This window comes from Methylotetracoccus oryzae (genome assembly GCF_006175985.1).
GTDB classification, from domain to species: domain Bacteria; phylum Pseudomonadota; class Gammaproteobacteria; order Methylococcales; family Methylococcaceae; genus Methylotetracoccus; species Methylotetracoccus oryzae.
Map to the genome: position 1 here is coordinate 1 of NZ_SRSH01000013.1, position 12311 is coordinate 12311.

11 protein-coding genes and 1 pseudogene are annotated in these 12311 nt (G+C 65.0%); 7 read left to right on the forward strand and 5 right to left on the reverse strand.

Going from position 1 to position 12311, the window contains the following annotated elements:
- Positions 1–760: 760 nt before the first annotated feature.
- Positions 761–1051 (forward strand): DUF1640 domain-containing protein, encoded by a 291-nt coding sequence (locus tag BWR02_RS13625; RefSeq protein WP_139558429.1) that lies wholly within the window; start codon positions 761–763, stop codon positions 1049–1051.
- Between the two features lie 464 nt (positions 1052–1515).
- Here the strand turns inward: BWR02_RS13625 and BWR02_RS13630 are convergent, their stop codons facing one another.
- From BWR02_RS13630 to glgC, 5 genes and pseudogenes are all read right to left on the reverse strand, one after another.
- Positions 1516–1734 carry a HigA family addiction module antitoxin gene (locus BWR02_RS13630; RefSeq protein WP_139558609.1) on the reverse strand — a complete coding sequence of 73 codons (219 nt, stop codon included), beginning with the start codon at positions 1732–1734 and terminating at the stop codon, positions 1516–1518.
- A 101-nt stretch (positions 1735–1835) separates the two neighbouring features.
- Entirely contained in the window at positions 1836–2765 is a 930-nt protein-coding gene (locus BWR02_RS13635) for a LysR family transcriptional regulator (RefSeq protein WP_129882784.1), read from the reverse strand.
- Positions 2766–2832: 67 nt separating this feature from the next.
- A complete protein-coding gene (locus BWR02_RS13640; protein ID WP_139558431.1) occupies positions 2833–3933 on the reverse strand; it encodes a PdaC/RsiV family protein in 1101 nt (366 codons plus the stop codon).
- A gap of 47 nt (positions 3934–3980) precedes the next feature.
- Positions 3981–4661, reverse strand: a complete 681-nt coding sequence (locus BWR02_RS13645; RefSeq protein WP_139558433.1) for an inorganic pyrophosphatase — start codon at positions 4659–4661, stop codon at positions 3981–3983.
- A 73-nt stretch (positions 4662–4734) separates the two neighbouring features.
- A pseudogene (gene glgC, locus BWR02_RS13650) lies at positions 4735–5958 on the reverse strand (glucose-1-phosphate adenylyltransferase); the annotation flags it as partial.
- Positions 5959–6130: 172 nt separating this feature from the next.
- Between glgC and BWR02_RS13655 the strand changes: the two are divergent.
- The 6 genes from BWR02_RS13655 (at position 6131) to BWR02_RS13680 (ending at position 12297) form a co-directional block, all read left to right on the forward strand.
- Entirely contained in the window at positions 6131–6937 is an 807-nt protein-coding gene (locus BWR02_RS13655) for a cyclase family protein (RefSeq protein WP_139558437.1), read from the forward strand.
- A 225-nt stretch (positions 6938–7162) separates the two neighbouring features.
- A complete protein-coding gene (locus tag BWR02_RS13660) occupies positions 7163–7951 on the forward strand; it encodes a VOC family protein (protein WP_139558439.1) in 789 nt (262 codons plus the stop codon).
- A gap of 77 nt (positions 7952–8028) precedes the next feature.
- Complete coding sequence (locus BWR02_RS13665) at positions 8029–9267, forward strand: metal-dependent hydrolase family protein (protein ID WP_139558441.1); 1239 nt, start codon at positions 8029–8031, stop codon at positions 9265–9267.
- A gap of 6 nt (positions 9268–9273) precedes the next feature.
- Positions 9274–9939 carry a paraquat-inducible protein A gene (locus BWR02_RS13670; protein ID WP_139558442.1) on the forward strand — a complete coding sequence of 222 codons (666 nt, stop codon included), beginning with the start codon at positions 9274–9276 and terminating at the stop codon, positions 9937–9939.
- The gene (locus BWR02_RS13675; RefSeq protein WP_236102236.1) at positions 9936–10574 is read left to right on the forward strand and encodes a paraquat-inducible protein A; all 639 of its coding nucleotides are present in this window, start codon (positions 9936–9938) and stop codon (positions 10572–10574) included. The genes BWR02_RS13670 and BWR02_RS13675 overlap by 4 nt, the downstream gene beginning before the upstream one ends.
- The gene (locus BWR02_RS13680) at positions 10567–12297 is read left to right on the forward strand and encodes a PqiB family protein (RefSeq protein WP_139558446.1); all 1731 of its coding nucleotides are present in this window, start codon (positions 10567–10569) and stop codon (positions 12295–12297) included. Before BWR02_RS13675 ends, BWR02_RS13680 begins: the two co-directional genes overlap by 8 nt.
- Positions 12298–12311: the final 14 nt, after the last annotated feature.

The window sequence follows — 12311 nt, forward strand, 5'->3', positions numbered from 1 at the left end:
CAACACACCATGACAGAGCACAGCGTCGGGATGGACCCATTACCCGGACTGACTGCAGACTGAAGAACTCATCTGAGCCGGAGTTCGCCCCCGAAAATTACACCACCTTGACGGACGCTACCGAGCACCCCGCATGACTTCCAGCTTCTGGATATCGATGAGTGCCTCGTATTCACCGTAGAGTGCATGAGTTGGGGCGGAGCATGCTCATTCCAGAACATCTGAATTGCGATGCCGTAGAAAATGCAGATGGTTGGCATAACCTTCAGATAGATTGTCATCCGGCCGTTGGCGGGGAGCGGCTTGTTGCCAAGCGCGGAAGGCGCCGCCTCCCGTCATGAAGTGATCGTCTTTAACGTACCACAAACGACCTGTCGGATTGAGCTGTCAGCCCCCGCTACCAGAATTCCTCGTCTTTCCTCGTCAACCGAAGCTTACCGACGGGCGCCACGGCACCGAGATACGCGCTCATGGGCAATGCGGGGTCAAGAACCGCGTCGCTTATAAGCCTGCTCCGAGTACTGCAGGCATGACTGTTCACAGCGACGGGAGCGGAACCGGGGAACAAGACCGTCTGCGGGAGGGACCCCGCAGCCGAGCCTACAGGGATGTATTCACGGCGTGTCTCGGTTCCCCGGTCCGCTCCTGCACTGCGTGCGGTGTAAGCGATCAAGGCGCGCCGGTTCAGCGCCTGCGGCCGAGAATGGCTCTGATCGGCCGTGGTAGACTGCCCGAACGCTTCCAACCCAGTGAATGAGACATGGCCACGCTGACATTCGATACCCTGAAGTTCGCCAACCGGTTGAAGGCGGCCGGCGTGCCGAACGAACATGCGGAAGCGGAAGCCTCGGCACTGGCGGAAGTGTTCGAGACGCACTCGGCAGAACTGGCAACCCGAGACGACCTGCAACATCTACGAAACGATCTGAAGGTGCTCGAGGATCGATTGGACGCGAAGCTGGTCCAGTTGGAACAACGGATGACAATCAAGCTGGGGTCGCTGATGGTGGTCGCAATCGGAGTGGTCGCCGCGCTGGTCAAGGTTCTCTGACACATTGGCATTCCTTGCCCGGGGGCCGAAGAAACACCCCCGGTCGTCTGGCTGGCGTCCTGCGAAAAAGCGGTCAACAGGAGGGCCTCGGTAACGCGTCCGAGCTACCGAAGCACTTGCGCGACTGGCCATTGCCAGCCCGCTGGACCGGCTCAGCTGAGCAGGGAGCGGAACCGGGGAACGAGACCGTCTGCGGGAGGGACCCCGCAGCCGAGCCTACAGGGAGGTATTCACGGCGTGTCTCGGTTCCCCGGTTCGCTCCTGCAACAGCGGGGGCGGAATGATTGCCAACGGGTAGTGAGAAAACGTGCCAGCGTGTCCAGTCGCTTGGTTGGATGGGCTGGCCCGCCCAGGATCAAGCCAGCTGCGCCTACCCGGTCGTTAGCCGGTCACGCCGCCTCGCTCGGCGTCACGTCCTGCTCGATGGTGGATTCCATCTCCGTCTTGCGCAGGTCGAATTCGGCCTACAATGCCATCCACGAGCGGGCATCGCCACCAAAGTATCGCGCCAGGCGCAGCGCGGTATCCGGCGTAATCGCACGATGTTCCTTGACGATAGCGTGGATGCGCGTCGCCGGCAACCGTAAGGCCATTGCCAGCGCGTGCTCGGTCAGGCCCAGTGCTACAAGGAAGTCCTCGCGCAGAATTTCACCCGGATGGACCGGGCGCATGCCGTTACTCATCATCGTGGGCTCTCAGTGGGAATCGACGATGTCGACCGGGCTCGCATCGCGTCACACGGCAAGCGTAAGCCCAGCGGCATCGGTCGCCAAGCAGATGGGGATCAAGGCGTCGCCCAAACCTCCTCGGGGGCAGCCGGCTCGAAGCGGCTTTGCAGGTCCAGGCCCTCGGCAATGGCCCAGATCGCGGCCGGCAGCGGGGCCGGCGGCTCCTGCTGGGTCGTGATCAGGCCAATGCGCCGTGTGAACTCGGGGGCCAGCGGCACCATGGCCAGCCCCTGCGGCGGTACGGCCAGGCCCAGCAGGCTGTGCGGCACGATGCTGTGTAAGCCCGCATGGCGCACCTGAGCCAGCAGCGCCGTCATCGAGTCGGTTTCGACGACGACGTAGGGCTGGACCGCCGCCCGCCGGAAGGCGCTGTTGACGATCTGCCGGTTCTGCATGTTCGGGGTCAGCAGGCACAGCGGCAACCCCGCGATGTCCTTCCAGTTGACCTCGGCACAGTAGGCCTTGCGGGCATCCTCGGGCGCCAGCAGCATGTAGCGCTCGTGATACAGCGGCAGCACGCGAAAGCCCTCGGTATCGATGTCGTCCAGGTACATCAGGCCGACGTCGAGTTCGTATTCCTCCAGCCGGCGCAGGATCTCCAGACTCGACAGCGACTGGATGCTGTGCGTGAGATCCGGATGGGCCTCGCGGCAGGCCCGCGTCAGCAGGGACATCACGGCCGCGGCGGTCGGCACGGTGCCCGCCCGCAGCAGGCCGGTCAGGTGGTGCAGCGCCGCCGAGGCCTCCTGGCGCAGCCCGGATAACGCCGCCAGGCTATGGCGCGCCCAGGCCAGCAGGCGCTCACCCTCCGGCGTGAAGCCCAGGAATCGGCGGCCACGCTTGACGATGGTGACGCCGAGTTCTTCCTCCAGATGGCGGATCGCCGTGGACAAGGCTGGCTGGGAAACATGGCAGGCCGCCGCCGCACGCGCGAAGTGCTTTTCCCGCGCCAGCGTGACCAGGTATTCGAGTTGTCGGAAGAACATCAGTGGGTATCGGTTCGGATCAATTCGGGGCTATCGGCCGGCACCGCGACGACCGGCGCCGGTGCGCTCAGCGACTCGCGGCGCGCTCGGCCAGCGGACCGTCGCGGCGAAACAACGGGGTGAGCTGCCGGTTCGGAAGCACGACCCGAAAGGCCCCGTCCGAGTAAGGCCCGACCGCGTAGGGCGCAAACTCGAAAGCCAGCCCGGCGGGCACGACGACGAAGGGGAATTGCCCCTGCGTCAGTTCCTTGCGGAAATCCTTGATGCTGCCGTCCCGGACGAACGAGGCCCGCTGACGCCTCAGATCGTCGATCAGACCCTTCGACACCTGATCGACCGCGCCCGGTTTCTGCTGCAGGATATCCCAAAGCGCGATGGGCCGGGCAGCGCCATCCGGAGCAATAGCATAGTTCTGCGTCGAAAACTCGGTATTGGGATGCGCGCCGCCCGCGTATTCGTATTCACTGCACAGCAGGCTGACGAGTTCCGGACGCGCGAACTCGATGTCGCAAGACCGGCCGCGGCTGATCCGCGCCAGATCCTCGGCGGTGGCCGGCGGTGTCCGCACCGCCTGCACTTCCTTGCGCACACCCAGCACCCACTCGGTATCGGCGCGCAGATGCTGGCGAGCCTCCCCGGCCAGGCGCGCGTTCAGCTTGCCGAAATGCGGAGCGTCGAACTGCGGGTAGCGCACCGAGACATCGACGTCGGGACTACGGATTTCCGGCAGCGTGGCGACGCGTTCCAGCACGAACGGCAGGTTCTTCTTCCCATCCGGCGTCCGCCAGTTGCCCCGGGCCTGCTTGCCGTCTGCGGACAGGCTCCCGCTAAACGTCCCGGTGTGTTTGGCGTCGCCGTCGCGCGCGTACAGCGTTTCCTTCCATTCGAAGCCGGCTGGCGGCTTGGGGATGATCTGCAAGGACAAGTCGTGCGAGCCGCTGGCGTCGTAGCGAACGGCGCCAGAATCTTCGGCGGCTGTGCCCGCTGTGACCGTGAGGCCGATGCCTTCGCCTATCGTCCCCCGATAGAAGGCGGTCTCGGCGCGGCTCGTCGAGCCGATCGCCAACGCGGACGTCAGCAACAAAACTTCAAAAGGACGATTCGGCATCGGTGTCCGCTCGGCGAGGTGTGTCGTTGGCAGGAAGATCGGGATTTGGAATTCGGTCATGATCGCGCCGGACGCCCGCTCCGCTCCCCTGAGGAAAACGGCAGGGCTCAGCCGCGCAGCGCGGCGGTCAGCAAGCCTTCGATGTCGGAGAACCGGGCCAGATAATCCTGGTGGCTCGCCTCGATGACGGCGAGGGCCTCGTCGCGGCCATAGACCTCGGTGATCTCGACCTTGGCCGGCTGCTCGTGCGGCACGTTCTTGTAGGTCAGGAAGTAATGCCGCAGCCGCTCGATCAAGGCCGCCGGACAATCCTCGACATCCCGCCAGGCACCGTACGAGGCGTCACCTTCCATCACCGCGAGAATCTTGTCGTCCGCTTCGTCGCCGTCGATCATGCTGAGCCCGCCGATCGGAATCGCGCGCAGCAGGATATCGCCGTGCGGGATCACCTTCTCGGTCAGCACGCAAATGTCGAGGGGGTCGCCATCGCCGACGAACCCGGTCCTGCCGGTGCGCAGGCGCAGGCGCTCGGCGACGTGCTCACCGCAGTAGGTCTGGGGCACCAGCCCGTAATGCGAGGGGCAAACGTTGGAGAACTGCTGCGGGCGGTCGATCTTCAGCAGACCGCTGGCCTTGTCGAGTTCGTACTTCACGGTGTCGCTGGGCACGATCTCGATGTAAGCCGTCAGCACGCGCGGTGCGTCCTCGCCGATCGGCACGCCGTGCCAGGGATGGGCACGGAACAGCAGGCCCATCAGTTGCCACAGGGGTTCGCGCTTCTTCGTCATGGCGTCCTCATCCACTCAGTGATCCGCTTCGCCCCAAAGACTAGCGGGTCGGTCGACCATCCGCACCGCTGGCTCAATCGAACCGGTAGTCCCTCGGCACCACGACGATGCCCGATTCCGAGACGGTGAAGCGTGCCGCATCGGCCGCCGGATCGTGACCGATGCGCTCACCCGGCGGAATCTGCACGTGTTTGTCCACGATACAGCGGCGCAGTCGCGCGCCGGCGCCAACCTGCACGCCGTCGAACAGGATCGAGTCCTCGATCACGGCGTCCTCGTCGACCTGAATGCGGGAAAACAGGATCGACCGCACCACGGAACCGCCACAGATCACCGTGCCGCTGCTCAGCAACGAGTTCACCAATCGCCCCTCCCGACCCGACGCGCCCTGACTGATGCGGGCCGGCGGATGCTGGCCGTGGTAGGTCCGGATCGGCCAGTCCGGCTGGTACAGATTCATGGGCGGGAGTGGCGCGAGCAGGTCCATGTTGGCGGCATAGTACGACTCGATGGTTCCGACGTCGCGCCAGTAACGGTCGGGGATCACGCGGCCCAATGCGCCGCCGAACCGGTAGGCGCAGACACGATGCGTCCGGATCAGGTCCGGAATCAGATCGCTGCCGAAGTCATGGCGCGCATCGGACGGGCCATCGTCGGCGCGTAGTTCGCGGCACAGCACCTCGGTCGAGAATACATAGATCCCCATGGACGCAAGCGCCTGCGACGGATCATCCGGCAACGGCGCGGGGTGTTGGGGCTTTTCGTCGAACGAGCACACCCGGTGCCGATCATCGACGGACATGATCCCGAATGCGCTGGCTTCTGGGAGCGGAACCTGCATGCACGCGATCGTCAGGTCGGCGCCCTGCTCCCGATGAAAACGCACCATCGCGGCATAATCCATCCGGTAAATGTGATCGCCGGCCAGTATCAGGACGCAGGCCGCGTTGGAACGCTCCAGCAGATAGAGGTTCTGGCGTATCGCATCCGCCGTGCCGGAATACCAGGACTGCCCGGTGCGCATCTGCGGCGGCACCAGCGTGATGAACTCGCCGATCTCGGCATTGAAGATGCTCCAGCCGTCGCGCAGATGCTTCTGCAGCGAATGCGACTTGTACTGGGTCAGGACCAGCAACTTGCGCAACCCGGAGTGCAGGCAGTTCGACAGCGTGAAGTCGATGATGCGGTACTTGCCGCCGAAAGGCACCGCCGGCTTCGCGCGTTCCGCGGTCAGGGGGTGCAAGCGCCGACCCATGCCGCCGGCCAGGATAATCGCAAGGGTCTGTTCCGGCATCGATCTGTTCTTCTTGTCCGTCGGGCACTGGTGTCACCCGTCGGGCCGAAGCGGGCGATATGGGAACTTACCCCGCCATCTTGCCGAAGTCCGCGGCGCTTGTGAACCGGCCAGCCGCACCATGTCGCAGCGCCGGGCAATGCATTACCATGCGCGAAAATCAGGAGGAGCCGCCATGCGTATTAACCATATTGCCCGACCCTTATGGCTGGCATTGGTACTGGGAGGGTGTGCCTCGCAACCGCAACCGCCCTGGCCGGCCGGGTCAGGCGGGCACTGGATCGACCTCACGCACGCCTTCGGCAAGGACACGATTTACTGGCCCACGGCCGAGGGCTTCAAGCTCGAAACGGTGTTCGACGGCACGACCGAGAAGGGCTACCACTACAGCGCCAACCAGTTCTGTGCCGCCGAGCACGGCGGAACGCACGTCGACGCGCCGATTCATTTCGCGGACGGGGCCCCGACCATCGACCACGTTTCACTCGACCATTTCATCGGCCCAGCCGTCGTTGTCGACGTGACGGCCAAAGCCGCCGGCAATCGCGACTATCAGGTGGGAATCGACGACTTCACCGCTTTCGAAAGGCAACACGGACCGATCCCGCCGGATACGATCGTGCTGCTGCGCACCGGTTTCGGACGGTTTTGGCCGAACGCCGTGCAATACCTCGGCACTGCCGAAAAGGGCCCGTCAGCCGTCGCCAAGCTGCACTTTCCCGGCCTCGGTCCCGACGGCGCGCGCTGGCTTAGCGAGCAGCGCCATATCAAGGCGGTGGGCCTCGACACCGCGAGCATCGACTACGGACAGTCGACCTTGTTCGAGAGCCATCAGGTTCTCGCCCGGGCCGGCATCCCCATCTTCGAAAACGTCGCCGGACTGGACGGTATGCCGGCCACCGGAGCCTGGGTCGTCGGGCTGCCGATGAAGATCGCCGGCGGCAGCGGCGCGCCTTTGCGCTTGATCGCGCGGGTACCCTGACGGCGATCGCAATTCGGTGCGGCACGGATTTTCCTTCCCCCTGGGTAGGCTTTACGCCGTCCGATCAGCGATAGCGGCACCCCCGGCCCGCGAGGGTCGCCTGTTCGCGAACGACGCTTTTCGATGCGGCGTGGGCGGATGTCGCGGCGGGCCTGATAGAATCAGGCGAAGCGGCAAACACCCAAGCGCTGCGCCAAGCCAACGAACCGCGTTCCGGAGATCCCGATGACTGTCATGACATCCTACCCGCCAGGCACCTTCTGCTGGGTCGACCTGGCCACTTCGGATCTCATCGACGCCCGGGCGTTCTATGCCGAGTTATTCGGATGGGAATTCGATGAGCGGCCGGTGACGCCCGGCATGACCTACACTGTGTGCCGGCACGGAGACTTCGAACTCTGCGCACTGCACGAACTGGGACCGGACGCACTGGGCAAGCACATCCCGCCGCATTGGGCCTCACACATCTCGGTGTCCGATGCGGATGGGACGGCCACGCTAGCGGTCGAGCTCGGCGCGACCTTGCTGAGTCCCCCTCACGACGTGGGGGATGCCGGACGTCTGGCGGTGATCCGTGATCCGACGGGCGGCATCGTCGGCCTGTGGCAACCCGGCAAACACGTCGGGGCCACGCTGGTCAACGAGCCCGGCGCGCCGTGCTGGCACGAATTGCAGACCCACGACGCCGCAGGCGCCGAAGCCTTCTACACGCGCCTGTTCGGCTGGCAGGCAAGCCACAGCGACGCAGGTGACGTGCCCTACACCGAGTTCGTGAACGGCGACCACGCCGCTGGCGGGATGTTGCAGTTGCAGCCCGAATGGGGACTGATCCCGCCGCACTGGCTGGCCTATTTCGCAGTGGCCGATTGCGACGAGACCGCCGGCCTGGCCGCGGAACTCGGCGGGTCCGTCTGCGTCGAGCCGCGCGACATTCCCGGTGTCGGACGATTCTGTGTGCTGCAGGACCGCCAGGGCGCGGCCTTCGCCGTGATCAGCCTGCTGCATCCGGATTGACGCATGCGAGTCGGGGGGACGCAGCAACCACGCCAGCGGACGGGGCTCATGCCACTGCGGCATCGGGACATTTTCCGATGTATCTGATCCTGCGCAACGCCGCGGTACTGGATGCCACCCTTCCCGAGCGGCGTGAAGGCTGCGACGTGGTGGTGGAAGGCGACCGCATCCGCGAGGTCGCGCCGGGCCCGCTCAAGGCCGCCGGCGCAACCGTCCTCGACCTCGGCGGCAGGACGCTGATGCCGGGCCTGATCGATTGCCATGTCCACGTTACGGCAACCCTGCTTGATCTCGGAGCCAATGCGCGTCTGTCGCACACGCTGCTCGCCTATCAGGCCATGCCGATTCTGTCCGGCATGCTGGAACGCGGCTTCACGACCGTCCGCGACGTCGGCGGCGCCGACCATGGACTGGCCGTTGCGATCGAAACCGGGCTGATCCCCGGACCGCGGCTGTTCATCGCCGGGCGGGCCTTGTCGCAAACCGGCGGACATGCCGATTTCCGCGGACGCTGGGATGAACGGGAGGCGGAAGGCTGCGCCTGCTGCCGGCGCCTCGGCGTATTGGGACGGGTCGTCGACGGGGTCGACGACTGCCGGCGGGCCGTTCGTCAGGAGATCAAGGCCGGTGCGCGCCAGATCAAAATCATGGCTTCCGGCGGCATCGCCTCGCCGACCGACCCGATTCATTTCCTCGGTTTCTCGATGCCGGAACTGCGCGCCATCGTCGAGGAGGCTGCGGCCGCCGGCACCTACGTCTGCGCACATGCCTACACCGCCGCGTCGATTCGCCGCGCCGTCGAAGCCGGCATCCGCACCATCGAGCACGGCAATCTGGTGGACGCCGAGACGGCCGCACTGATGGCGGAGCACGGAAGCTTCGTGGTGCCGACGCTGGTCACCTACGACGCACTGGCCGAACAGGGCGCAGCACTCGGCTTCCCGCCCGACAGCGTCGCGAAGATCGAAACCGTCCGCAGCGCCGGACTCGCCTCGCTGGAACGGTTCAAGGCGGCCGGCGTCACGATGGCCTATGGCTCCGACCTGCTGGGACCGCTGCATGTGCGGCAGAGCGACGAGTTCGCGCTGCGCTCGCGGGTCCTCTCGAACTTCGAGGTGATCTGCCAGGCAACGGTGAACGGGGCTGCAGTCCTGCAGATGGAGGGCGAACTGGGCGTGATCCGCACCGGAGCACTTGCCGACCTGCTGGTCGTCGACGGCAATCCCCTGCTCGACATCGATCTGCTGCGGCATCAGGGCCGGCATCTCTCCGCGATCATCCAGGGCGGACGCCTCGTCAAGAACCGGTTGAACTGAGGCGCCGTGCCAAACCCTGTTCCAGCCCCTTCCCACGCGCAGCACCGAACCCCCGCCACGACGCTGGCCGAGCTGTCCGTCGTGGCGTGTCTGGACTGCGACGCGGTCTACCGGGCGCCGCGCCTCGCCCCAGGCGAACGGGCCAGCTGCGCACGCTGCGGGGCGCTGCTGGCCGAGCGGAAGCGACACGGACTCGAGTACCCGCTGGCCCTCGCCCTGACCAGCACGGTGTTGTTCGTGCTGGCCAACGTCTACCCGCTGCTCCGCCTCAACATCGCGGGGCGCGCGCAGTCCGGCGAAATCCTGTCGAGCGTGCATCAATTGTACGAACAGGGCTACTGGGAAGTGGCCGCGCTGGTATTCGTCGTGACCATCGCGGCGCCCTTGTTCAGAATCCTCTCGGTCCTGTGCGTGCTCGGTCCTCTCCGGATGAGCCGCAGGGTGCCGGGTGCAGTCTTCGTCTTTCGCCTGGTCGAAATCACGCACCCCTGGGCCATGGCCGAGGTGTTCATGCTGGGCATTCTGGTGGCCATCGTGAAACTCGCCGATCTGGCCACCATACAAGCCGGTCCGGCACTGTTTGCGTTCGCCGCGATGATCGTGACGATGGCCGCGACCGATGCCTCCCTCGATGACCAGGCCGTATGGGAAAAGCTGGAACACCACGCGTGACACCGGGTCTTCTCACCGCCCGCAGCCAGGGCCTGCTCGTGTGCCACAGCTGCCGCAAGGTCTCCCGGCCGGCTCCGGGTGCCCTCGGCCACGCGGAGCGCTGCCCGCGTTGCGGGACGCCGCTGCACGCCCGCAAACCCGACAGTCTGGCGCGCACCTGGGCGCTGACGCTGACGGCCGCCATTCTCTACATTCCGGCCAACCTGCTCCCGATCATGACGGTCGTGATGTCCGGCCGCGGCGAGCCCGACACGATCCTCAGCGGCGTGAAGGAACTCCTGATCGGCGGCATGTGGCCGCTCGCCCTGCTGGTGTTCTTTGCCAGCATCACGGTTCCGGTACTCAAGCTGTTGGTGCTGGTGTATCTGTTGATCTCCGTGCAGCGGCGCTCGCAGTGGCGGCCGCGCGAGCGCACCGTTCTGTATCGCCTGACCGAGGCCGTGGGCCGTTGGTCGATGATCGACATTTTCGTGATCGCCATCCTCGTCACGCTGGTCCAGCTCGGCGCGTTGGCGACGATAGAAGCCGGCCCAGGTGCGGTCGCCTTCGGCGGCGTGGTCGTGACGACCATGCTCGCGGCGATGAGCTTCGATCCACGCTTGATCTGGGACTGCCAGGAAGAATCGAATGAGTGACGAATCGCAACGGACCCGGAGCACGGCGGAAGGCGATCTGCCGGAAGACGACTTTCCGGAAGCCCCGGTAGAGACGACCCGGGGTCTTTCTCTGGTCTGGCTGATCCCGCTCGTGGCCCTGGTGCTCGGTGGATGGCTGGCCTATCGGACGCTGAGCGAACAGGGACCGACGATCCGCATTGCCTTCAAGGAGGCGCCGGGGCTGGAAGCGGGAAAGAGCAAGATCAAGTACAAGGACATCCAGGTCGGACTGATCGAGACCATCGTGCTCAGCCAGGATCTGAGCCAGGTGATTGTCACCGCCAAGATGGAAAAGCACGTCGCAAACCATCTCGGCGAGCGCACGGCCTTCTGGATCGTGAAGCCGCAGTTGGGGCTGAGCGGCGTCTCGGGACTCGACACATTGATGGCCGGAAACTACATCGGCGTCGAGTTCGCCGAGGGCAAATCGCGACGCAGCTTCACCGGGCTCGAACAGCCGCCGCGAATCAGCGCCGAAACCCCCGGCAAGAGCTTCACCCTGGACAGCGATACCGCAGGTGCCCTCAAGTACGGCACGCCGATCTACTTCCGGGACATCCAGGTCGGACAGGTCGTCGATGTCCGCCTGTCGGAAGACCACCAACGCGTGCAAGCCGAAATCTTCATCGATGCGCCCTACGATCAACTGGTCCGCGAACATACGCATTTCTGGCGGCTCAATGCGATCGACCTGTCGCTGGGCGCGCAGGGTGTCAGCCTGAAGGTGGGGTCGCTGACGACCCTGCTCGGCGGCGGGATCACCTTCGAAACCGGGAACTTGAACGATCCGGCCAGTGAACCCAGCGCGGCCGGCGCTCACTTCTGGCTGCACAAGGACTTTTCGAGCATCGCCGAAGGTTCCTATACGATGCGCCACCCTTACCTGCTGTATTTCGACGACTCGGTGCGCGGCCTGAGCGTGGGAGCACCCGTGGAAATACGCGGCATTCGGATCGGCACTGTCACGGACATCAAGTTCGATCTCGACCTCGACGCACACAGGGTCCGCATCCCGGTCATCGTCGAGTTCGATCCGGAGCGGCTCGTGCCCTACGGTGCGGAAGCCGAGGTCAAGAAGTTCATCGCCGACCATGCCGCCGATATCGCCCACGGCCGGCGTCCCGCCATGGAGGCGCTGATAGACCACGGCCTCCGGGCCCGGCTGAAGACCGGCAATCTGCTGACCGGGCAGCTCTACGTCGACGTAGACTTCTATCCCGATCAGGCGCCCGCCCAGTTGAAGTACGGCGGGAAGTATCCTGAGATTCCGACCTTGCCGTCGGTCGCGGCGGAGCTTGAAAAGAGCGTCACCGAGATCGTCGCGAACCTCAAAAAGCTGCCGCTGGACAAGATCGGGCAGGAATTGCTCGGAACCGTGCAAGGAACGAATCGCCTGACGAATGCACCGGAGTGGCGCGAAACCATCCGCTCACTGGACGCGGCACTCAAGGATTCGCGGCAGTTGATGAAAACGGCCGATGCGAAAATCGCCAGTCTGACCGGCAGCGTCGAGAAGAGTCTGGGCAGCGCGGTCAAGGTGCTGGAGCAGATCGAACCGAATGCCCCCATGGCCGTCGATATCGGCAACGCGCTGGAAGAACTGGCGGTGGCGGCCCGCTCGATCCGGACCTTGACGGATTATCTGGAACGCCACCCGGAATCCCTGCTGTACGGCAAGGGCGGACACGGAGCAAAGAAATGAAGACACGGCATCGT

Excerpts from the sequence above, each read along its gene's own strand:
- BWR02_RS13625 (WP_139558429.1), top strand. The coding sequence starts at position 761 with ATGGCCACGCTGACATTCGATACCCTGAAGTTCGCCAACCGGTTGAAG.
- BWR02_RS13630 (WP_139558609.1), bottom strand. The coding sequence starts at position 1,734 with ATGAGTAACGGCATGCGCCCGGTCCATCCGGGTGAAATTCTGCGCGAG.
- BWR02_RS13635 (WP_129882784.1), bottom strand. The coding sequence starts at position 2,765 with ATGTTCTTCCGACAACTCGAATACCTGGTCACGCTGGCGCGGGAAAAG.
- BWR02_RS13640 (WP_139558431.1), bottom strand. The coding sequence starts at position 3,933 with ATGACCGAATTCCAAATCCCGATCTTCCTGCCAACGACACACCTCGCC.
- BWR02_RS13645 (WP_139558433.1), bottom strand. The coding sequence starts at position 4,661 with ATGACGAAGAAGCGCGAACCCCTGTGGCAACTGATGGGCCTGCTGTTC.
- BWR02_RS13655 (WP_139558437.1), top strand. The coding sequence starts at position 6,131 with ATGCGTATTAACCATATTGCCCGACCCTTATGGCTGGCATTGGTACTG.
- BWR02_RS13660 (WP_139558439.1), top strand. The coding sequence starts at position 7,163 with ATGACTGTCATGACATCCTACCCGCCAGGCACCTTCTGCTGGGTCGAC.
- BWR02_RS13665 (WP_139558441.1), top strand. The coding sequence starts at position 8,029 with ATGTATCTGATCCTGCGCAACGCCGCGGTACTGGATGCCACCCTTCCC.
- BWR02_RS13680 (WP_139558446.1), top strand. The coding sequence starts at position 10,567 with ATGAGTGACGAATCGCAACGGACCCGGAGCACGGCGGAAGGCGATCTG.